This is a genomic window from Sutterella sp. KLE1602 (genome assembly GCF_001578585.1).
Lineage (GTDB): Bacteria > Pseudomonadota > Gammaproteobacteria > Burkholderiales > Burkholderiaceae_F > Sutterella > Sutterella wadsworthensis_A.
Genome location: NZ_KQ968544.1, coordinates 18318 through 38168 on the forward strand (window position 1 = coordinate 18318; position 19851 = coordinate 38168).

General features: G+C 63.0%; 21 protein-coding genes and 2 tRNA genes. 17 read left to right on the top strand and 6 right to left on the bottom strand.

Annotation, left to right across the window (positions count from 1 at the left end):
• A partial coding sequence (locus tag HMPREF3036_RS12305) for a hypothetical protein (protein ID WP_231853596.1) occupies positions 1-271 on the top strand: 271 nt, incomplete at its 5' end.
• Positions 272-356: 85 nt separating this feature from the next.
• On the opposite strand, the gene HMPREF3036_RS07000 is transcribed toward HMPREF3036_RS12305, so the two are convergent.
• From HMPREF3036_RS07000 to HMPREF3036_RS07020, 5 genes are all read right to left on the bottom strand, one after another.
• Positions 357-845 (bottom strand): dihydrofolate reductase, encoded by a 489-nt coding sequence (locus HMPREF3036_RS07000; RefSeq protein WP_062332916.1) that lies wholly within the window; start codon positions 843-845, stop codon positions 357-359.
• Positions 846-855: 10 nt separating this feature from the next.
• The gene (locus HMPREF3036_RS07005; protein WP_005433219.1) at positions 856-1656 is read right to left on the bottom strand and encodes a thymidylate synthase; all 801 of its coding nucleotides are present in this window, start codon (positions 1654-1656) and stop codon (positions 856-858) included.
• Between the two features lie 155 nt (positions 1657-1811).
• Entirely contained in the window at positions 1812-3641 is a 1830-nt protein-coding gene (locus tag HMPREF3036_RS07010) for a carbon starvation CstA family protein (RefSeq protein WP_005433221.1), read from the bottom strand.
• A gap of 198 nt (positions 3642-3839) precedes the next feature.
• Positions 3840-4406 carry a hypothetical protein gene (locus tag HMPREF3036_RS07015; protein ID WP_062332919.1) on the bottom strand — a complete coding sequence of 189 codons (567 nt, stop codon included), beginning with the start codon at positions 4404-4406 and terminating at the stop codon, positions 3840-3842.
• 78 nt (positions 4407-4484) lie between these two features.
• Positions 4485-4937, bottom strand: coding sequence for a DUF1178 family protein (locus HMPREF3036_RS07020; protein ID WP_005433225.1), 453 nt, complete (start codon positions 4935-4937; stop codon positions 4485-4487).
• A 110-nt stretch (positions 4938-5047) separates the two neighbouring features.
• On the opposite strand from HMPREF3036_RS07020, the gene HMPREF3036_RS07025 reads away from it, so the two are divergent.
• The 6 genes from HMPREF3036_RS07025 (at position 5048) to HMPREF3036_RS07050 (ending at position 10066) form a co-directional block, all read left to right on the top strand.
• Positions 5048-5138 (top strand) — tRNA-Ser (locus HMPREF3036_RS07025).
• Positions 5139-5254: 116 nt separating this feature from the next.
• Positions 5255-5650, top strand: a complete 396-nt coding sequence (locus HMPREF3036_RS11560) for a DUF4236 domain-containing protein (RefSeq protein ID WP_082897396.1) — start codon at positions 5255-5257, stop codon at positions 5648-5650.
• Between the two features lie 150 nt (positions 5651-5800).
• Complete coding sequence (locus HMPREF3036_RS07035) at positions 5801-7552, top strand: alkaline phosphatase (RefSeq protein ID WP_231853597.1); 1752 nt, start codon at positions 5801-5803, stop codon at positions 7550-7552.
• A gap of 100 nt (positions 7553-7652) precedes the next feature.
• Complete coding sequence (locus HMPREF3036_RS07040) at positions 7653-8093, top strand: hypothetical protein (protein ID WP_005433346.1); 441 nt, start codon at positions 7653-7655, stop codon at positions 8091-8093.
• A complete protein-coding gene (locus HMPREF3036_RS07045) occupies positions 8093-8770 on the top strand; it encodes an ABC transporter ATP-binding protein (RefSeq protein ID WP_062332926.1) in 678 nt (225 codons plus the stop codon). The genes HMPREF3036_RS07040 and HMPREF3036_RS07045 overlap by 1 nt, the downstream gene beginning before the upstream one ends.
• Positions 8771-8773: 3 nt before the next feature.
• Positions 8774-10066: an FtsX-like permease family protein gene (locus HMPREF3036_RS07050; protein ID WP_062332928.1), complete on the top strand. Its 1293-nt coding sequence runs from the start codon at positions 8774-8776 to the stop codon at positions 10064-10066.
• A gap of 117 nt (positions 10067-10183) precedes the next feature.
• On the opposite strand, the gene HMPREF3036_RS11885 is transcribed toward HMPREF3036_RS07050, so the two are convergent.
• Positions 10184-10357, bottom strand: a complete 174-nt coding sequence (locus HMPREF3036_RS11885; RefSeq protein WP_156469768.1) for a hypothetical protein — start codon at positions 10355-10357, stop codon at positions 10184-10186.
• Here HMPREF3036_RS11885 and HMPREF3036_RS07055 point away from each other — a divergent pair.
• The 10 genes from HMPREF3036_RS07055 to HMPREF3036_RS07100 all read left to right on the top strand — a co-directional run bounded on the left by HMPREF3036_RS07055 (position 10356) and on the right by HMPREF3036_RS07100 (position 19654).
• Positions 10356-11468, top strand: coding sequence for a hypothetical protein (locus HMPREF3036_RS07055; RefSeq protein ID WP_062332931.1), 1113 nt, complete (start codon positions 10356-10358; stop codon positions 11466-11468). The genes HMPREF3036_RS11885 and HMPREF3036_RS07055 overlap by 2 nt on opposite strands.
• 155 nt (positions 11469-11623) lie before the next feature.
• Complete coding sequence (locus tag HMPREF3036_RS07060) at positions 11624-12322, top strand: HAD family hydrolase (protein WP_005433354.1); 699 nt, start codon at positions 11624-11626, stop codon at positions 12320-12322.
• Between the two features lie 240 nt (positions 12323-12562).
• On the top strand, positions 12563-13318 hold the full coding sequence (locus HMPREF3036_RS07065) for a basic amino acid ABC transporter substrate-binding protein (RefSeq protein ID WP_005433355.1): 756 nt from the start codon (positions 12563-12565) through the stop codon (positions 13316-13318).
• A gap of 232 nt (positions 13319-13550) precedes the next feature.
• Positions 13551-14330, top strand: a complete 780-nt coding sequence (locus HMPREF3036_RS07070) for a basic amino acid ABC transporter substrate-binding protein (protein WP_062332935.1) — start codon at positions 13551-13553, stop codon at positions 14328-14330.
• 258 nt (positions 14331-14588) lie between these two features.
• Positions 14589-15254 carry an amino acid ABC transporter permease gene (locus HMPREF3036_RS07075; protein WP_005433359.1) on the top strand — a complete coding sequence of 222 codons (666 nt, stop codon included), beginning with the start codon at positions 14589-14591 and terminating at the stop codon, positions 15252-15254.
• 255 nt (positions 15255-15509) lie between these two features.
• The gene (gene rpsO, locus HMPREF3036_RS07080) at positions 15510-15776 is read left to right on the top strand and encodes a 30S ribosomal protein S15 (protein ID WP_005433361.1); all 267 of its coding nucleotides are present in this window, start codon (positions 15510-15512) and stop codon (positions 15774-15776) included.
• A 262-nt stretch (positions 15777-16038) separates the two neighbouring features.
• Entirely contained in the window at positions 16039-18162 is a 2124-nt protein-coding gene (gene pnp, locus HMPREF3036_RS07085; RefSeq protein ID WP_062332939.1) for a polyribonucleotide nucleotidyltransferase, read from the top strand.
• A 201-nt stretch (positions 18163-18363) separates the two neighbouring features.
• Positions 18364-19113 (top strand): triose-phosphate isomerase, encoded by a 750-nt coding sequence (gene tpiA / locus HMPREF3036_RS07090; protein ID WP_062332976.1) that lies wholly within the window; start codon positions 18364-18366, stop codon positions 19111-19113.
• A gap of 25 nt (positions 19114-19138) precedes the next feature.
• Entirely contained in the window at positions 19139-19504 is a 366-nt protein-coding gene (gene secG, locus HMPREF3036_RS07095; protein WP_062332942.1) for a preprotein translocase subunit SecG, read from the top strand.
• A 65-nt stretch (positions 19505-19569) separates the two neighbouring features.
• Positions 19570-19654, top strand: a tRNA-Leu gene (locus HMPREF3036_RS07100).
• Positions 19655-19851: the final 197 nt, after the last annotated feature.

Consider the following 19851-nt stretch of genomic DNA (forward strand, 5'->3'; position numbering starts at 1 on the left):
AGGGTCGTGGGTTCGAATCCTGCCTACCGCACCAGCCATTCCAAAGCCGCTGTTTTCGTCTGAAAACAGCGGCTTTTTCGTTACACTTTTTCAGGCGATTTCAGGCCTTCTAATTTTTCAGCACGAAACTCCTGTGGACAACCCACGTTTGCACAAAATTTATGCAAACTGCATCAATCATATTTTGCAGGGTCATTCCCGTAGAAGACCCCGCTTTTTCAACCTTTATGCACATTTTCTGTGGATAACTTACCCACAACCCCGTGCATGAGGTCTTCATTCGCATGAAAAGGCCCGCGTGGAAGCTGCGTTCCATGCGGGCCCTGTCTTTTCCTGCGTCCGTCCTCAGGAGGTCGTCAGGCGCGGCGTTCGCAGCGGCAGAAGGTCACCTCGAAGGAGCGGGACTCGGTCGGCTCGAGCATTTCGAGCACCTCGGTGGTCCATTCGGACTCGGGGAGCTCGGGGAAGGTCGTGTCGCCCTCGAAGTCGGCGTCGATCTTCGTCAGCCACACGACGTCGGCCGACGGAAGAGCCTGACGGTAAATCTCGCCGCCGCCGATCACGAAGACGGTGTCCGTGTCAGCGAGCGTCCTGAAGGCCTCCTCGAGGGAAGGAACCACTTCGGCGCCTTCGGCGCGGTAGTCCGCATTGCGCGTGACGACCACGTTGCGGCGGCCGGGAAGCGGACGACCGATGGACTCCCAGGTCTTGCGGCCCATGACGATGGGGTGGCCCATCGTGGTGCGCTTGAAGTGGGCGAAGTCCTCGGGCACGCGCCAGAGCATCTTGTTGCCGCCGCCGATGACGCCGTTGCGTGCGGCTGCGACGATGAGTGCGATCTTCATGAGTCTCTCCTCAGACGGCGACGGGCGCCTTGATGTGGGGCCACGGATCGTAGCCGGTGATTTCGAAGTCCTCGAACCTGTAGTCGAAGATGGAGTCGGGCTTGCGCCTGATCACGAGCTGCGGATAGGGACGCGGCTCGCGGGAGAGCTGAAGCTCGGTCTGCTCCATGTGATTGTCATAGAGGTGGCAGTCGCCGCCCGTCCAGACGAAGTCTCCGACCTCGAGGCCCGCCTGCTGCGCCACCATGTGCGTGAGCAGCGCGTAGCTCGCGATGTTGAAGGGCACGCCGAGGAAGATGTCGCAGGAGCGCTGGTAGAGCTGGCAGGAGAGCCTGCCGTCGGCCACGTAGAACTGGAAAAGGCAGTGGCAGGGCGGAAGCGCCATCTGGTCCACGAGGCCCGGATTCCAGGCGCACACGATCATGCGGCGGCTGTCGGGATTGGTCCTGAGCTGCTGCATCAGGTTCTCGATCTGGTCGACGTGGCTGCCGTCGGGTGCGGGCCAGCTGCGCCACTGGACGCCGTAGACGGGGCCGAGGTCGCCGTTCTCGTCGGCCCACTCGTCCCAGATCGTCACGCCGTTGTCGTGCAAGTACTTGATGTTGGAGCTGCCCTGAAGGAACCAGAGCAGTTCGTGAATGATCGAGCGAAGGTGAAGCTTCTTCGTCGTGACAAGCGGAAAGCCTTCCGCCAGATTGAAGCGCATCTGGTAGCCGAAGACGGATCGCGTGCCGGTGCCTGTGCGGTCGGACTTGTGCGTGCCGTGTTCGTATACGTGGCGCATCAGGGTCTCGTACTGATTGCTCGGCACGGTGCTGTCTCCCGAATGCTGGAAGGTCCCTCCGGAATGGCGGGACCCGAATGATAGGTGACCACAGTTTACCGAAAATCGGACTCTCCAAAAGCAGGCCCGCCAGTCCTTCGACCGGCGGGCCTGCATGCTTCACGAAGCGGAAGTCTGGAGGATTATTCCTGAACCACGACCTTCACGTCTTCGCCGTACTCGTCCTTCGTCGTCGTGTGGATCGCAAGGAGCGCGAACCAGCGGCGCAACGTGCCGTAGATCACGAAGAGCATGAGGAGCATGACGATCACGGAGAGCGTGGCAAGCAGGATCTTGCCGCCTGGCAGGTACTGGTTGACGATGAGCCAGATGCCCGCCCAAAACGTGATGACGGTCATGAAGAGGCCGGGCACGCCCGTGATCCAGGCGTACTTCGCCTTGTTCATGCGCAGGATCACGGTGGTGCCGATCAGAAGCGTCACGCTGGCGAGCAGCTGGTTGCAGATACCGAAGAGCGGCCAGATGGAGCCGATGTCGCCCGAGTAAACGAGATATCCCCAGGAGCCCGTGAAGAGCACCGAGGTGATGATCACACCCGGAACCCATTCCTTGTCCGCAAACTTCGGGATGACCTTGCCGATCATTTCCTGAAGGAAGAAGCGGCCGACGCGGGTGCCGGCGTCCACGGCCGTCAGAATGAAGACGGCTTCGAACATGATGGCGAAGTGGTACCAGTAGGCCATCAGGTGTTCCATGAACGGGATCTTGGAGAAGATGTGGGCCATGCCGACGGCGAGCGAGACGCTGCCGCCCGGACGGGCCATCAGACTTTCCTGAACCTCGGCTTCAAGGCGCGGAAGCTCCTGCACGGCCATGCCGAGCGCCTGGAACTTCTCGGCGGGCGCATTGATGGCGAAGTAGTCGGCGGGCACCAGCACGCAGGCGGCGACAAGGGCCATGATGGCCACGAAGCCTTCCATCAGCATGGCGCCGTAGCCCACGAAGAGCACGTCGCGTTCGTTGCCGACCATCTTCGGGGTCGTACCCGTGCCGATCGTGGCGTGGAAGCCCGAGAGCGCGCCGCAGGCGATCGTGATGAAGATGAACGGAATGACGGGACCGCCCACGATCGGGCCGCCGCCGTGGATGAAGTCCGTGAAGGCCGGCATCTGGAAGTTCGGCATCACGAAGGCGATGCCGATGGCGAGGGCGCCGATCGTGCCGATCTTGAGGAAGGTGGAGAGGTAGTCGCGCGGCAGCAGCAGGAGCCACACGGGAAGAACGGAGGCGAAGAAGCCGTAGATCGGGATGAGGATGCTCATCGCCTTGCGGTCGATGTCGAGCCAGCCGAAGTATTCGGGATGGGCGGCGACCCACGGACCGGAAAGGATGCAGAGGAAGAGGAGCACGACGCCGATGACCGTCGCGCCGACCACGTCGCCCTTGCGCCAGATCTGCATGTAGAGGCCCATCAGAATGGCGATGGGAATCGTCGCGGCGACCGTGTAGGTCGACCAGAGCGAGTTGTGCATGGCGTTGACCACGGCGATCGAGAGGCCCGCGAGCGTCAGGATCAGAATCGCGAGGACGGCCCACGAGGCGACGAAGCCCGTCGTCCTGTCGATCTCCTGCGTCGCGATGTAGGCGAGCGAGCGGCCGCGGTGGCGCACGGAGCAGAAGAGCACGACCATGTCGTGCACGCCGCCTGCGAGCACGCAGCCGATCAGAATCCAGAGCAGGCCCGGCATGTAGCCGAACTGCGCTGCGAGAACTGGGCCGAGAAGCGGGCCGGCTGCCGCAATGGCTGCGAAATGGTGGCCAAAGAGCACGTACTTGTTGGTCGGGACATAGTCCTGCCCGTCGCTGTACTTGACGGCAGGCGTCTTGCGGGCTTCATTGAGGCTGAGGACCTTGGTCGCGATGAAGAGACCGTAGAAGCGGTAAGCAATGGCAAAGATACAGAGCGCGGCAAAGACGATTGTCAGTGCGTTGACTCCCGTTCCTGTTTCCATGTTTTTCTCCGGGTTGGCTTTGGGGGGATTTCGTCGGCTTCAAGCGTCTTTCCGGAACACGAAAAAATGGCCTGAAGGATCCGGTAGGTGCGGATCCCAGGCCATATTGACGGGCCCGGCGCTCTCAAACTCGCCGATCTGCCTGTCAGTCTATCGTTTTCAAGGTTTTGCGCGCAAATGGTGCGCGTGATTTTTTCCTCAGTGTTTTTGCGCACCCTTGAAGATCATGAATGCCATCGGGAGCTCAAGAGAGGGCTTTGCACCACTGAAAACACCGCTCCAACCGATCATGAAGTCGATGTACTCCTTGGGCTCGATCTTGCGGCCGAGCATCTTCTCATGCGCATCGCGCACCGTCAGAAGCTCGAGGTCCTTGAGATAGCAGGAGAGCGCAAGACGGATCACGACCTCATCGGACATGGCGTCCGTGCCGCCCTCAAGACCCTGAGCGGCCGTCTCGGCGGCAAGTTCCTGACGAAGCGAGGCGCGCAGGTGCTTCGCAAGCTCGGCGCCCGCCCAGCCGTTCTGCACGATGCGGGACTCGTCACCGCCCGTCGAAAGAAGCATCAGGATGTCGGCGAGGAATTCCTCGGCCTGCTCGTGGACGGCGGCCGCATCCTTGTGGCCGGGGTCGTTGCTGCGGATCCAGGCGTCCTGCATGCAGGCGATTCCGAGCTCCTCGAGCGCAAGGAACATGCTGTTCTGGTCGCGAAGGTCGATGGCGGCGTGAGGCGCGAATTCAGCGTCACGGGCTTGCTGGGGCATGTCTGTCTCCGAAGTCAAAGAGTGTTTTGAAAGGGTATCGGCATTGTACAACGCCGCGCTGCGCTGCAGAAAAGGAGCTCAGTTGAGCCGCCTAGAGACCGCATCAGGGAGAGGCATCACGGGAATGCCCTCCTCATGCAACGCCTGAGCCTCCTCGCCCGAACAGGTGCCCTTCACCAGGCGCCTCTCGGCGCGCCCGTCATGAATGTCTCTCACAGTTTCGGGAAAGCGCTCGCCGACGTCCTCGGCCATCGCGGCGGCCTCACGCAGCACCTTCATGGCGTCCGCCTGCATTTCGCGGGCCCTCTCCCAGCCGCGGGCGGCGACGTCGGCCGCAACGTCCGTCCTCGTCGTCCCCTGCACTCTGACAAAGTTGGGAGCGCTCGGGCGCTTGGCAACGCACGGATCTCCGCACACGGGACACTCGATGCGGCCTTCCTTCAGGTCCGCCTCCAGCTCCTCATCGGAGCGAAACCATCCCTCGAACACATGTCCGTGACCGCAGCACAGGTTGCAGATCTTGATTCCCATCACCGTCCTCCCGCACGCCCTTGAGGCAGGAGCCGAAAAAAGTTCACACGACTTTAAAAATATACTGTACAATTGCGCTCTCTGACGAAACCGTCAGCTCGCTCCATCTTGGAAGGGTGGCAGAGTGGTTGAATGTACCGCCCTGGAAAGGCGGCATACGGAAATTCCGTATCGAGGGTTCGAATCCCTCCCCTTCCGCCAGAATTCGAAAGGCAGAAAGCTTCGGCTTTCTGCCTTTTTTGCTATTGGGCTCCGGCCGCGCACGCCTGCGCCGTCCGAGCCTGAATCCTCCCGGCAAACAAGCTTCCCGAACAGCCATGGCACTCTTTTTCAGAAAGCGCATCAAGATTCTTCCCGGCGTCACGCTCAACCTCTCCAAGTCGGGCGTCAGCGCCACGGTCGGCCGCAAGGGCGCGAGCGTCTCGGTCGGCAAGCGCGGCACCTACCTCAACGCTGGGCAGCCGGGCACGGGCATCTACAGCCGCACCCGCCTCGACAAGCCTGCAGGCCGACGCCGCAGCGCAGGAAAGGCGAACGCGGAGATCGAAGCGCCCGAGCAGACGGATCCCGTGACGGAAAGCGCCGCCGCGCCCGAGGCGCCCGCCCGTGCGCCAGGCGGTCTTGAGTCCGCCGTCGCGCTTCTCAAGTGCATCGCGCTCCTCGCCTTCATCGGCCTCTGCCTTGCGGGCATCTGGAGCCTTCTCGCCGACTGAGTCCCGTCCGACACGGTTCCGTCATCATTTCCTCCTCGCGGTCATCATCAATTCACGAAGCCGACACGGGATCGTCAAATCGAATTCCTAGACTTTGCTCCATCCGAAGGCCCGGCGCCTTCGGACCATTGTTTGTTGAAGGAATTCATTGTGAAAATCAAGACCGCGACCGCTGCCGTCTCCGCAGCGCTTCTCTCCCTCATTGCCGCTGGCCAGGCCGGCGCCGCCCAGATCTATCCCGTCGATCAGGCCCGCTTCATGACGAACGCCCGCTTCGACTTCAAGATCGAGCTTGACAAGAGCGTCGCCCGCAAGGACATCACCGTTCAGATCAACGGTGCCGACTACTCCAAGACGCTCTCCGGCAAGGAAGTCTGGATGGAGAAGGAGGACAACGTCCACGGTTCCGCCCTCGTCGTCCGCGACGTCGAGATCAAGAAGCCCGGCCGCTACGAAGTCATCGTCAAGAGCCCCGAAGGCGAAATGCGCGCCAACTGGGACATCTACACGACGCCAGAAAAGCCGGTTGCCAAGAACGTCATCATTCTTCTTGCCGACGGCCTCTCCGTCGGTCACCGCACCGCCGCCCGCATCCTCTCCAAGGGCGTGACGAACGGCATGTACAACGCTCCGCTCGCCATGGACGACATGCCGCACATGGCTCTTCTCGGCACGAGCTCCGTCGACACGATCGCCGCCGACAGCGCCAACACCGCTTCCGCCTACATGACGGGCCACAAGTCGAGCGTCAACGCCCTCGGCGTCTACGCCGACCGCACCCAGGCCAGCCAGGACGATCCGAAGCAGGAGACGATCGCCGAGCTTCTGCGCCGCAAGACCAACAAGGCCATCGGCGTCGTGAGCGACGCCGAGATCGAGGACGCCACGCCCGCCTCCGTCGTCTCCCACACCCGCCGCCGCGCCGACAAGGCCGACATCGTCGGGATGTTCTACAACGTCAAGCCCGAGGTCATCCTCGGCGGCGGCTCCGCCTACTTCCTCCCGAAGGAAACCGCCGGCTCCAAGCGCAAGGACAGCATCAACTACATCCAGAAGTTCGGCGACGCCGGCTACAAGCTCGTCACGGACCGCACGGAAATGCTCAGCGCCGTCTCCGGCCAGACGCCCGACCGCCTGCTCGGCCTCTTTCACACCGGCAACATGGACGGCTGGGTCGACCGCCACCAGTGGAAGGGCAACACCGTCAAGAAGTTCCCGAACCAGCCTGATCTGACCGAATCCTTCGACGCCGCCGTCAAAGTGCTCGAGAAGAACAAGGACGGCTTCTTCCTGATGCTCGAGGCGGGCCTCGTGGACAAGTACTCCCACCCGCTCGACTGGACCCGCTCCGTGGGCGACACGATCGCCTTCGACAAGGTGGTCGAGCGCGCCAAGGCCTACTGCGCCAAGAACCCCGACACGCTGCTCATCGTGACGGGCGACCACACGCACTCGATCTCCGTCGCCGGCACGGTGGACGACAACAAGCCGGGCAAGGACATGCGCGAAAAGGTGGGCGTCTATGCCGACGCCGGCTACCCGAACTACGAGGACAAGGACAAGGACGGCTTCCCCGACAACTTCCAGCCCTCCAAGCGTCTTGCCGTCTTCTTCGGTGCCCACCCCGACTACTACGAAACGTACCGCTCCTATCCTGACGCCACCTTCAACCCGGCCGTCAAGAACGAAAAGGGCGAATACGTCGCCGACGCCAGGTACAAGGACGTCGAGGGCGGCCACTTCGTCGAGGGCAACCTCCCGCGAAACGAAAGCCAGGGCGTGCACACGGTCGACGATCTGGTCGTGACCGCCCAGGGTCCGAACGCCGAACAGATCCGCGGCTTCATGAACTCCACGGAAGTCTTCCGCGTGATGGCCGAAGCGCTTGCCCTCGGCAAGTAACGGTCACAAGGCCCCTCGCAGGGCCCCGCGCCGGAGGCGCGGCTCCCACGGGAGTCCGCCTCCGGCCTTTTCAATTTTCAGAAACGAGACGCCACCCATCATGCAGCGCCGCCAATTCGTCAAATGCCTTCTTGGGACCCCGCTCCTTGTGGCCGTCCCTGCATTCGCCGCCGTCCCAGAACTCAGGTTTGAGGAGATGTACGCGGGCAACTCCGTCCTCGGCCTTCAGTTCTCCGAAAAGCTCAAGTCGCTCTCGGGCAAGCGGATCCGCATCCGCGGCTTCATGGCTCCGCCGCTCAAGGCCGAAGCCGCCTTCCTCATCCTCACGAAGGAGCCCGTGAGCCTGTGCCCCTTCTGCAACTCCGATCAGGACTGGCCCGACAGCATCATCCTCGTGAGGCTCGCGAGCGAGCAGGCCTTCGTGCAGAACAACCGCCTCATCGAGGTGACGGGACGGCTCGAAACGGGCAGCGAGACCGATCCCGAAACGGGATTCGTGAGCCTCGTGCGGCTCGCCGACGCAAAGTACGAGGTGATCTGATGACGGACACGCTCAAGCTTGAAGGCGTCGGACTCGACGTTCGCGACGGCTCCTCCCTGCGCACGCTCCTCGAGATCGACGAGTTCTGCCTCGAACCCGGTGAAATGATCGCCGTGCGCGGCGCAAGCGGCGCGGGCAAGACCACCTTCCTCAAGCTCGTCTCGGGCATTCTTCTCCCGACGAGGGGCCGCGTGCTCTACGGCGACACCGAGGTCTCCGCACTCTCCGAACCCAGGCGCGACCGCTGGCGCGGCCGGCACGTCGGCTTCCTCTTTCAGGACTTCCGCCTCTTCGACGACCTCACGGCCCTCGAAAACGTCCTGCTCCCCTTCACGTTCTGCTCGCGCACCGTATCCAACACCCAGCGTCGCGACGCGACGGACCTCCTCAAGTTGCACGGAGTCAATCCCGACACGCGCTCCGAACTCCTCTCGAGAGGCGAGATGCAGCGCACGGCGCTCGTGCGCGTGCTGATGCAGTCTCCCTCGATCATCCTCGCGGACGAACCCACCGCAAGCCTCGACGCCAACCGTGCAGGTCATGCGGTCGACGCACTCATCTCCGCCGCAGGCTCGCTCGGCGCCTCCCTCGTGCTCGTAAGCCACGACGAGCGCGTGCTCGGCCACTTCGAGCGCCACCTCACGCTCGCCGACGGCCGACTCACCCCAAGGATCTGATCCATGAACGTCCTCATGCTTCTTAGGAGCGAGCTGCGCAGAAGCGCCGCCGTGCTCGCAGGCATCGCCGCCGTCCTCGCACTCTCGCTCTCGATCTCGATTGCGACCGGCATGACCGACAGGATGCTGAGGCACGCCTCGGCCCAGGCCGCCGACCGGTTCGATCTTCTCATCGGAGCCAAGGCCAGCCCCTCGTCCCTTCTGCTCGGCGCCGTCTTCCTGCGTGACGAACCCCTTCCCCTCGTGCCACTCTCCGTCATGAAGGACCTTGACGAAAGGCACGGCGTCAAGTGGGCAGCCCCCGTCGCATTCGGCGACAGGGCGGGAGACTCTCCCATCGTCGGCACGACAACGTCGCTCGTCACCTTCGGCGGCACGGTCAGGCCCGCCGAGGGACGCCTCTTCAAGGCGCCCTTCGAGGCCGTCGTCGGCGCCTCGGCCCCCTACCGCATCGGCGACGAAATCGTACCCATGCACGGCAGGACGCCCGGCGCAGGACACGCGCACGACCACGGACGCCTCAAGGTCGTGGGCAGGATGCCCGAAAGCGGCACGCCCTGGGACCGCGCCGTCATGATTCCGATCGAGGCCGTCTGGGCCACGCACTCGATGACGGTGCACGACGAACTCGAGCGCGCCCACGGTTACGACCACGAAGAAGAAGACGGAACGGAGCATGAATATGCGCATGAAGAAGGGCACGGCCGACTGCTCGGCGTCTTCTCCGAACACGACTTTGAGACGCTTCCCGGCGTCTCCGCCGTCGTCGTCAAGCCCGCCTCGTTCGCCGATGCCTACAGGCTGCGCCAGCAGCAGTCGCAGCGCACGCTCTCCGGCCCCGACCGCACGTCGGTCAACCTGATGGGCGTCTTCTCTGGCGAGGTGCTCGTCTCGCTCCACTCGCTTTTGGGCGGCGCGAGCGAGGCCGTGACGATCACGGCCCGCCTCACGCTTCTCACGGCGCTCGCCGCCACGCTCATCATGGGCGTGCTGCTCGGTGAGCTCCGCAGGCCCGCCCTCGAGCAGCTCCGCGTACTCGGCGCCCCGCAGCGCTACATCATGAGCCTCGTCTGGTGCATCGTCATGACGGTCGTCGCTGCGGGGACCGCGGGCGGCCTCGTCCTCGGCTTCATCGGCGCGGAGGCGGCCGCGCATCTGCTTGCCGCCGAAACGGGCGTTGCCATGTCGCCCGCCATGGGCTCGCCCGAACTTCTCGCCGCCGCGGCCACGCTCCTTGCGGGTTCGTTCTGCGCCCTCATTCCCGCATGGCTCGCGGGGAGGCGCCCCATCCGCTGAGCGCCTCGCTCCGAGCCCTCTCAGAGCGCCCGTCTCCTTCGAAGAGACGGGCGCTCGTCGCATCGGGCGTCCGAAGACAATCCGTCATCGAAAATTCACGCAAGCGTCTTCAAGATGTCAACGCACGGTCACGGCGCCGTCATTCGGCCCTGAAAGAATCCGTCCTGCAGGCTCAAGGGAATCCGGGAAAAGCTCAGACCCGAAGCCCTGAAGTCCCGGATCGGGACCGTCGTTGAACAGGGCCTGCTCTGCACAGTTCATGCAGATGTTGTTTTGTGAAAGGAAAATCATGACTCAGATCTCCCGCCGCTCGCTCTTCGGCGCCGCCGCTGCGGCCTCCGTTCTCCCCGTCGCGAGCGGCCTCGCCGCCTTCAGCCCGATCGCAGCCGCTGCCGCCGCACCCAAAAAGGCCCGCACCATTGTCGAAATCGCCGCCATGTCCCCGGTCGACATGGCCCGCGAGAGCGACGTCGTCCAGACCTCGTACGAAATCATCCGCGCGGCCGCCGGCCGTCTGCGCGATCCCGAACTCAGGAAGGCCGTCCTCTCCATCATCGAGAACCCGGCTCCTACGATCGCCTCCGCCGACCAGAGCGCCGTGCTCGCCGCCCTCAAGAAGGAGGGCCTGATCGCCGCCGGCCGCACGTCCGTCTTCCCGAAGTTCTCCGACACCACCCGCTCGCCGCAGCCCACCTGGAGCGCGCCGGGCTCCGGTTACGGCAGCCACCATGCCTATCCGGGCGGCCTCTGCACCCACGTCGCCCTCAACGTCGTCTCCGCCGAATCCCTCGTCGCCGCCTACGACAACATCGACGGCCTCAAGCTCGACTTCGACCACGCCGTCGGCGGTGAAATCCTGCACGACCTGCACAAGCCCTGGGTCTTCCAGTGGGAGGCTGACAATGCCTGCCGCAAGGAGGAGGCCCTCGCAGGCACGGGCGAACACCACGTACTCAGCATCGCCGAGTCCATCAAGCGCGGCCTGCCCGCCGAATTCGTCGTTGCCCAGGCCTGCGCCCACGAGCATCCGGGCAGCGCCTCCGGCGAAGCCCAGGTCGTCGGCTGGCTCCGCGCCGCCGCGATCATCGCGGGCGTCGACCCCGTCAAGGCCGGCCTCATCGCCGCCGACGGCAAGACCCTGCCGCTGCCGCGCCGCATCGAGGGCTGGGTCGTACACCTCGCCGACCACGACTGGGTCATCTCCGTGCCCGCCTGCCAGTGGGTCGTCAAGGCCCTTCGAAACCTCGCTGAGAAGAAGTGGGGCGTGCGCGATGAAAAGACCTTCAACGCGCTGCGCAACTACGTGCTCTGCAACTTGACCGCCATGCGCCTCTACGGCATCCTGTCGGCTCAGGGCGAGGAGGCCTTCGCCGCCGACGTCGCCCGCGTAGTCAAGGCCTGATCCGCACAAGACGCCCGAACGACCGTGCGTTTCGCACAAGTCGCCTTATGAAAAAGCCGCACTGGACGAGAAAAGCCCGGTGCGGCTTTCATCACATTTGGATGAGAACGACTAGAATGACGATCCCTGCAAGCACTCCAAGGACTCTCCCCGCCATGACCGCCTTCCGCCCCGTTCCCGCCACCGGCTTCATGCCGCTTGCCGCCGTGTTCGACCTCGACCACACGCTCATCGCGGGCGATGCCACGATCGGCTGGACCGAGTATCTCTATGAAAGGGGCGTCGTAACCGATCCCGTCTTCCGCGAGATCAACGAACGCATGAAGGCCTCCTACCACGCGGGCACGCTCGACATCGCCGCCTGGCTGCGCGAGGCGGTTCCCGCCTACTCGGGACTTGACGAGGCCGAGCGCAATGCGCTCGTCTCCGACTTCATCGAGGAGAAGATCCGTCCCATCGCCTATCCGCAGGGCTTTGAGACGATCCGCGCCGCGAAGGCCGCGGGCATGCTTACGCTCATCATCTCCGCCTCCAACGCCTTCTTCGTGAAGCCCATCGCCGAACGCGTCTTCGGCGTCGACGTCGCGCTCGGCACCGAGCTCGTCGTCAGGAACGGCCGCATCACGCCCGAGCTCTCGGGCACGCCCACCTTCCGCGAGGGCAAGGTCGTGCGCCTTTGCGCCGCACTCGAGCACAGGGGGCTGCGCCCCGCCGAGACGGTCTTCTACACCGACAGCCGCAACGACCTGCCGCTCGCGCTCGCCTCGGGCGACTGCGTGGCGGTCAACCCCGACCCCACGCTGCTCGAGGCCGCTCGCGAGAACGGATGGCTGGTGAACGCATGGAAGCTTTGAGACGCCCTTGAGGCTTCTTCCGCCCCCGCCTTTTGCCGACAATTGGGCGGCTTTGATACGAAGGCGCGCGAATATTGGGGTATAGGACCTATACGGTCTGAGCGGCGTACAAACTTGGACGATTCGTCTCGCAGGGGGCCGAACACTTCGGCTATATTGCATCCTACGGACGAAGCGCCTTGCAGGAGGCGCTCCGGATCCGCAAAACGAACAGACAGAATCTCAAAGGACCGCCTTACCATGATGTTCAAGAAAGTTTTCGCCGCTGCCGCCTCCGCCCTTGCCATCGCCGCCTTCGCCGGCAACGCCATGGCCCGCGACACGTTGCGCGTCGGCACCGAACCCACGTTCGCGCCGTTCGAATTCCTCGACACGAAGACCCAGGAGTTCTCCGGCTTCGACATCGACCTCATCAAGGCCGTCGCCGACAAGGCCGGCTACGACGTCAAGGTCATGAACATGGGCTTTGACGCCCTCATCCCGGCGCTCTCCGCCGGCACGATCGACGTGATCGCCTCGGGCATCTCCATCACCGAAGAACGTCAGAAGAAGGTCGACTTCACCTCCCCCTACTACCAGTCCGGCCTCTCCTATCTCGTCCGCAAGGCCGATGCTGAAAAGATCAAGACCTTCGCCGACCTCAAGGGCAAGACCCTCGCCGTGCAGATCGGCACGACGGGCGCCGCCTACGCCAAGAACGTCGAGGGCGCCCGCGTCTCCGCCTTCAACACGACGAGCGAGGCCTTCATGGACCTCAACGTCAAGAACGCCGACGCCGTCGTGCTTGACCGTCCGGTGCTCGCCTACTTCCTGAAGACGAAGCCGCGCGTTGCCAAGAACCTCCAGCTCTCCACCGAGATCGCCGACGCCGAACACTTCGGCTTCGCCGTGAAGAAGGGCAACGCCGAGCTCCTCCAGAAGCTCAACGCCGCCCTTGAAGAGCTCAAGAAGTCCGGCGAATTCGCCAAGATCGAGGACAAGTGGTTCGCCAAGTAACCTCTCCTCACCAAAGTCCCCGTGCCGCGCCAGCCGCGCGGCGCGCGGGCCGGACTGACCAAAAACAGCACATCACCCGCAGTCCGACAACCTGAAACAGGCCGCCTGAAAAGAATTTCCAACGTCCGAAGCCGCATCCCCCTGCAGCCCAGGAACTCTCGGGCCGTTCACGCGAACGGTATTAAAACAGGGAGCACCGCGCTCCCGCTACAAGCCCAGGAGGGCCTTACAAATGCAATTCAAGCTCGCACGTGCCGGCGTCAAGACGTTCGCCGGCGTCATCATGAGCGCCGCCGTTCTCGGCGGCATGTCCGCCAACGCGTTTGCGGAACGCCTCATCAAGGTGGCCACGGAACCGACGTTCCCCCCCTTTGAATTCGTCAACACCCAGACGGGAGAAGTCTCCGGCTTCGAAATGGACCTCGTGCGGGCCGTCGGCAAGGAACTCGGCGCCAAAATCGAATTCCAGGTCCTCAGCTTCGACGCCATCATCCCCGCCATGCTCTCGGGCACCGTCGAGATGGGCGCCGCAGGCTTCTCCATCACCGAGGAGCGCAAGAAGCGCGTCCTCTACTCCGACACGTTCTACACTTCCGGCCTCTCCCTCGTCACCACGAAGGCCAAAGCCAGCGCCGTCAAGAGCATGAAGGACCTTGAGGGCAAGACGATCGGCGTGCAGATCGGCACGACGAGCCACAACGCCGCCAAAAAGGTCAAGGGCGCCAAGATCGTGACGTTCAACACCGCGGGAGAGGCCATTCTCGACCTCTCCATCGGCGGCAGCGACGCCGTAATCAACGACCGTCCCGTGACGGCCTACATCATGACGCAACAGCCCAAGCTCGGCGCCCAACTCGTGCACCAGCCCGAAACCTACTCCGCCGACGACTTTGCCTTCGTCTTCCGCAAGGACCAGTCCGCACTCAAGGACGAGGTCAACGCTGCGCTCGCCAAGCTGAAGTCGAACGGCGAATACGACAAGATCTACAACAAGTGGTTCGGCAAGAACTGATTTTTCGCAAATCCGTGATCTGACGACACAGGAGTCCGGCCTCTCCCGCAAGGGAGCGCGCCGGCTTTTTCTTTGAGACGCCTCAAGGTTTGCCCTGTACGGTTAGACAACCTTGATCCGTGTCTGTAAAATTCAGCAAATTTTGCCTTACACTTTTATCATTGCGCCGCGCCCGGGCCCTCCCCCTTCGAAGAGCATCCCCCCCGCCCTTCATCCGGAAGCGGACGCAAACCACAATCTGCTTAGAGGTCACCCGTCATGGAATTTGATTTATCCCTGATCGTCAACAGCCTTCCCCTGCTTCTCAAGGGCGCGGGCCTGACGCTTGAAATCACGGCGCTCGCCGTGGGTCTCGGCCTGATCATCGGCCTTTTCCTCGGTCTTGCCCAGCTTTCGAAGAATCCCATCTTCCGCTGGCCCGCCAAAGTCTACGTCGACGTGATCCGCGGCACGCCGCTTCTGATCCAGATCTTCATCATCTACTTCGCCCTGCCGAACATCATCGGTGAGCGCATCGACCCCTACATTGCCGCCGTCGCGGCCTGCTCGCTCAACTCGGGCGCCTACATCGCCGAAATCTTCCGTGCGGGCATCCAGTCCATCTCGCTCGGCCAGATGCGCGCCGGCCTCTCGCTCGGCATGACCTACCCGCAGACGATGCGCTACATCGTGCTGCCGCAGGCCGTCAAGCGCATCATCCCGCCGCTCGGCAACGAGTTCATCGCCATGCTGAAGGACTCCTCCCTCGTCTCCGTGATCGGCTTCGAGGAACTGACCCGCTCCGGCCAGCTCGTCATTGCCGAAACCTACGGCACGATGGAGATCTGGACCTGCGTCGCGATCCTCTACCTTGTCATGACGCTCACCATCAGCCAGCTCGTCGGCTGGCTTGAAAAGCGCTACCGTCTGAGCGACGAGCGCTGACATCCCAAGAGCCTTCCGAACGCCGCGCATCCCCACGGGAGCGCGGCGTTTTTCATACCTTTTTCAGGGCTTCCGGGGCCCTTGACAGTCAACCCGCGGAGGCCGTTTCGGAGCCCGCGCCGCCTTGTGTGAAAATTTCCTCGCTTTGCACTTGCACGGCGCCCATGCAGTAGGTACAATCTCCGCTTTCACGGCTCGAGTCTCAACGCTCGTGTCCGCAAGTTTCCATACCTTTTTCTTTATTCAGGAAAACAAATGTCCGTTGAAATGAACAAGTCTGAGATCGTTGCCAAGTTCCAGCGCGCTGAAGGCGACACCGGCTCTCCCGAAGTGCAGGTTGCTCTTCTCACCGCCCGCATCAACCACCTTACGGACCACTTCAAGGTTCACACCAAGGATCACCACTCCCGTCGTGGCCTTCTCCGTATGGTCTCCCGCCGCCGCAAGCTGCTTGACTACCTCAAGCGCACCGACCTCAATGCTTACCGCGCCCTGATTGAAGCCCTCAATCTCCGTAAGTAAGACGGAACATTTCTCCCTGACAACGGCCTGCCGAACGACGACAGGCCGTCGTCGCATCTAAAACCCACGTCGTTCGTTGACGGCACACTTTCTTTCCACGCGAGGCTACTGCGTTGCGACATGAGCTCCCTCCCCCTCCGGCACAAGGGAAAAGGGATCTGATGCCGCAGCGTGCCAAAGAGCTTCGAACTCGAATTGCTCTTGCGCCCGGAAAGTTGATGAGTAACGTCAGCGACGACAACCATGCACAGAGGAATACATCATGACGATGTTCAACAAAGTGTCCAAGTCCTTCCGCTTCGGCAATCACGACGTGACCCTCACCACCGGTGAGATCGCCCGTCAGGCCACCGGCGCCTGCATCTGCCAGATGGACGACACGGTGGTGCTCGCCACGGTCGTGGCCAAGAAGGAAACGAAGCCCGGCCAAGACTTCTTCCCGCTCACCGTCGACTACATCGAAAAGACCTACGCTGCCGGCAAGATCCCCGGCGGCTTCTTCAAGCGCGAAGGCCGTCCGTCCGAAAAGGAAACGCTCACCTCCCGCCTGATCGACCGTCCGATCCGCCCGCTCTTCCCGGACGGCTTCTTCAACGAAGTCCAGGTTATCATCCACGTCCTCTCCGCCGACCCCGCCGTTGATCCGGACATTCCGGCCATGATCGGCGCCTCCGCCGCCCTCGCCATCTCCGGCATCCCGTTCCGCGGCCCGATCGGCGCCTGCCGCGTCGGCTACATCAATGACGAAATCGTCATCAACCCGACCACGGAAGAACTCAAGACCTCCCGCCTCGACCTCGTCGTCGCCGGTACGGAACGCGCCGTCCTCATGGTTGAATCCGAGGCCGACATCCTTCCGGAAAAGACGATGCTCGAAGCCGTGATGGCCGGCCACAAGGCCATGCAGGTCTGCATCCAGGCCATCAACGAGCTCGTCGCCGAAGCCGGCAAGCCGGCCTGGGACTGGCAGCCCGCCCCGAAGAACGAAGCCCTCGTCGCCCGCATCGTCGAACTCTGCGACGCCGGCCTCAAGGAAGCCTACGGCATCCGCTCCAAGCAGGCCCGTACGGAAAAGCTCCGCGAAGTCTATGCCGCCTGCGAAGCCCAGCTCGTCGCCGACGCCGAAGCCGCCGGCACCGAAGCTCCGGACATGAACGAAGTCCACGGCATCCTCTTCGAACTCGAAGCCAAGCTCGTTCGCTCCAACATCCTCAACGGCGAACCCCGCATCGACGGCCGCGACACCCGCACGGTCCGCCCGATCGAAATCCGCCAGAGCGTGCTTCCGCGCACCCATGGCTCCGCCCTCTTCACCCGCGGCGAAACGCAGGCCCTCGTGCTTACGACGCTCGGCACGAAGCAGGACGAACAGATCATCGACGGTCTCTGCGAAGAAACGCACGACCGCTTCATGCTGCACTACAACATGCCCCCGTTCGCCACGGGCGAAACGGGCCGCGTCGGCAGCCCGAAGCGCCGCGAAATCGGCCACGGCCGTCTCGCCAAGCGCGCCCTGAAGGCCGTTCTCCCGACCGCCGAGGAATTCCAGTACACGATCCGCGTCGTTTCTGAAATCACCGAATCCAACGGCTCCTCCTCGATGGCCTCCGTCTGCGGCGGCTGCCTCTCCATGCTCGACGCCGGCGTTCCGCTCAAGGACTACGTCGCCGGCGTGGCCATGGGCCTCATCAAGGAAGGCAACAAGTTCGCCGTCCTCACCGACATTCTCGGTGACGAAGACCATCTCGGCGACATGGACTTCAAGGTGGCCGGTACCGCCGAAGGCGTGACCGCCCTCCAGATGGACATCAAGATCGAAGGCATCACGGCCGAAATCATGCAGGCCGCCCTGGCCCAGGCCCACGAAGGCCGCCAGCACATCCTCGGCAAGATGCATGAAATGGCCGGCGGCGGCGCCAAGGAACTCTCCGACTTCGCCCCGCGCATGATCTCCTTCAAGATCGATCAGGACAAGATCCGTGAAGTCATCGGCAAGGGCGGCGCCACCATCCGCGCCCTCACCGAAGAAACCGGCACGACGATCAACATCGAAGACGACGGCACGGTCACCATCGCCAGCCCGGACACGGCCCGCGTTGAAGAAGCCCGCCGCCGCATCGAGATCATCACGGCCAAGATCGAAGTCGGCCAGATCTACGAAGGCACGGTCCAGCGCCTGCTCGACTTCGGCGCCATCGTCCAGCTCCTGCCGGGCAAGGACGGCCTCCTTCACATCAGCCAGATCGCCAACGAACGCGTCAACCAGGTCTCCGACTACCTCAAGGAAGGCCAGCAGGTCCGCGTCAAGGTCATCGAAGCCGACGAAAAGGGCCGCGTGCGCCTTTCCATGAAGGCTCTTCTCAAGGACGAAGCCGCCCAGGCCTAATCCCTGAGCCCTTCCGGGCTTGAAGACACGAGCCCTGCTCTCCGCGAGGAGAGCAGGGCTTCTTGTTTCAAAACCCCATCGTTTTTTCCCCGAGTGCTTTGAAGACTTGAGGGAAACCGTATAAAATGCGAGGGTTATGCATTGTCCGCGTCAAAAACGGACCATCCGCATCCTTCACCGGCATTGTTGGAGAAACTCAGCGTGCGTGAAAAGATTGTCATCGCCAACTGGAAAATGAACGGCTCCGCCGAGGCCAACCGCCTCTGGGCGGAGGAATTCCTTGCCAAACTCGGCGATCTCAACTGCAGGACCGCCGTGTGCGCGCCCTTCGTCTATCTGTCCGAACTCGTCCGCCTCTTCAAGGACACGGGGGTCGCTGTCGGCGCCCAGACGGTTTCGCCAAGGGATCAGGGCGCCTTCACGGGCGAAGTGTCCGCCGCCATGCTCGCCGACATCGGCATGAGCCTCTGCCTCGTCGGCCATTCGGAACGCCGCACCCTCTGGGGTGAGGACGACGAATCCGTGGCCGTCCAAGCTGAAAACCTCGTTGCTCACGGCATCGCCCCCGTCGTCTGCGTGGGCGAGACGCTCGCCGAGCGCGAGGCAGGCCTCACCGAGGCCGTCGTGCTGCGCCAGCTTCGAACCGTGCTCACGCGAGTGCCCGTTGCCAAGCTCGGCGCCGTCGCCTATGAACCCGTCTGGGCCATCGGCACGGGACGCACGGCGACTCCGCAGGCCGCCCAGCACGTTCACGCGGCTCTGCGCGCCTGCCTCACCGAGGCCGACGCCGAAGCCGCCGCGAAGACGCCGCTGCTCTACGGCGGCAGCGTCAAGCCGGACAATGCCCATGAACTCTTCTCCCAGCCCGACATCGACGGCGGCCTCATCGGCGGCGCCGCCCTCAAGGCTGAAGATTTCCATTCCGTCTGCGCGGCTGCCCGCGTCGATTGATTTTTCACTCTAAGGTTTAACCGCCATGCATTTTCTTCTTAGCATCGCTCTCGTTCTGCAGATCATCTCTGCCGTCGTCGTGATCGTGCTCGTGCTCATGCAGCACGGCAAGGGTGCCGACCTCGGTGCCGCCTTCGGTTCCGGCGCCTCCGGCTCTGTCTTCGGCGCTACGGGCAGCGCAAACTTCCTCTCCCGTTCCACGGCCATCGCCGCCACGGTCTTCTTCTGCTCCACGATCGCCCTGACGCTCGCTTCCGGCGCCTTCAACAAGCGTTCCGCTCAGCCAGCGGGTGGTGTTTTGTCAACGGTCGAACAGCCGGCATCCCATGAATATGGTATGTCTGGTAGTGAAAACCCTAATAAGGCCCCCACGAACGAAATTCCGAGGTAAAATACACCTCCTCTGCTGGTGACCTCGCTTCTTCGGATGCACATCAGTGGGGAACAGTTCGGGCCGCGGTCGTGGCGAAATTGGTAGACGCGCAGCGTTGAGGTCGCTGTGGTGAGAGCCATGAGAGTTCGAGTCTCTCCGACCGCACCAGATGTACTGGGGTATCGCCAAGTCCGGTTAAGGCATCGGATTCTGAATCCGACATTCGTAGGTTCGAATCCTACTACCCCTGCCAACCGTTCTGTTGGATGTGCCGTCAGGCTCAGCAATGACGACGCGTCCGGTGCGTAGCACCAAATACAAGCTGAGAAGGTTTCGCGGTCGTGGCGAAATTGGTAGACGCGCAG

Bases quoted from the DNA above. Each gene is read 5' to 3' on its own strand.
- rpsO (WP_005433361.1), top strand. From the start codon at position 15,510: ATGTCCGTTGAAATGAACAAGTCTGAGATCGTTGCCAAGTTCCAGCGC.
- HMPREF3036_RS07060 (WP_005433354.1), top strand. From the start codon at position 11,624: ATGACCGCCTTCCGCCCCGTTCCCGCCACCGGCTTCATGCCGCTTGCC.
- HMPREF3036_RS07000 (WP_062332916.1), bottom strand. From the start codon at position 845: ATGAAGATCGCACTCATCGTCGCAGCCGCACGCAACGGCGTCATCGGC.
- HMPREF3036_RS07010 (WP_005433221.1), bottom strand. From the start codon at position 3,641: ATGGAAACAGGAACGGGAGTCAACGCACTGACAATCGTCTTTGCCGCG.
- HMPREF3036_RS07020 (WP_005433225.1), bottom strand. From the start codon at position 4,937: ATGGGAATCAAGATCTGCAACCTGTGCTGCGGTCACGGACATGTGTTC.
- secG (WP_062332942.1), top strand. From the start codon at position 19,139: ATGCATTTTCTTCTTAGCATCGCTCTCGTTCTGCAGATCATCTCTGCC.
- HMPREF3036_RS07015 (WP_062332919.1), bottom strand. From the start codon at position 4,406: ATGCCCCAGCAAGCCCGTGACGCTGAATTCGCGCCTCACGCCGCCATC.
- HMPREF3036_RS07040 (WP_005433346.1), top strand. From the start codon at position 7,653: ATGCAGCGCCGCCAATTCGTCAAATGCCTTCTTGGGACCCCGCTCCTT.
- pnp (WP_062332939.1), top strand. From the start codon at position 16,039: ATGACGATGTTCAACAAAGTGTCCAAGTCCTTCCGCTTCGGCAATCAC.
- HMPREF3036_RS07075 (WP_005433359.1), top strand. From the start codon at position 14,589: ATGGAATTTGATTTATCCCTGATCGTCAACAGCCTTCCCCTGCTTCTC.
- HMPREF3036_RS07065 (WP_005433355.1), top strand. From the start codon at position 12,563: ATGATGTTCAAGAAAGTTTTCGCCGCTGCCGCCTCCGCCCTTGCCATC.
- HMPREF3036_RS07070 (WP_062332935.1), top strand. From the start codon at position 13,551: ATGCAATTCAAGCTCGCACGTGCCGGCGTCAAGACGTTCGCCGGCGTC.
- HMPREF3036_RS07055 (WP_062332931.1), top strand. From the start codon at position 10,356: ATGACTCAGATCTCCCGCCGCTCGCTCTTCGGCGCCGCCGCTGCGGCC.
- HMPREF3036_RS07050 (WP_062332928.1), top strand. From the start codon at position 8,774: ATGAACGTCCTCATGCTTCTTAGGAGCGAGCTGCGCAGAAGCGCCGCC.
- HMPREF3036_RS11560 (WP_082897396.1), top strand. From the start codon at position 5,255: ATGGCACTCTTTTTCAGAAAGCGCATCAAGATTCTTCCCGGCGTCACG.
- HMPREF3036_RS07045 (WP_062332926.1), top strand. From the start codon at position 8,093: ATGACGGACACGCTCAAGCTTGAAGGCGTCGGACTCGACGTTCGCGAC.
- HMPREF3036_RS11885 (WP_156469768.1), bottom strand. From the start codon at position 10,357: ATGATTTTCCTTTCACAAAACAACATCTGCATGAACTGTGCAGAGCAG.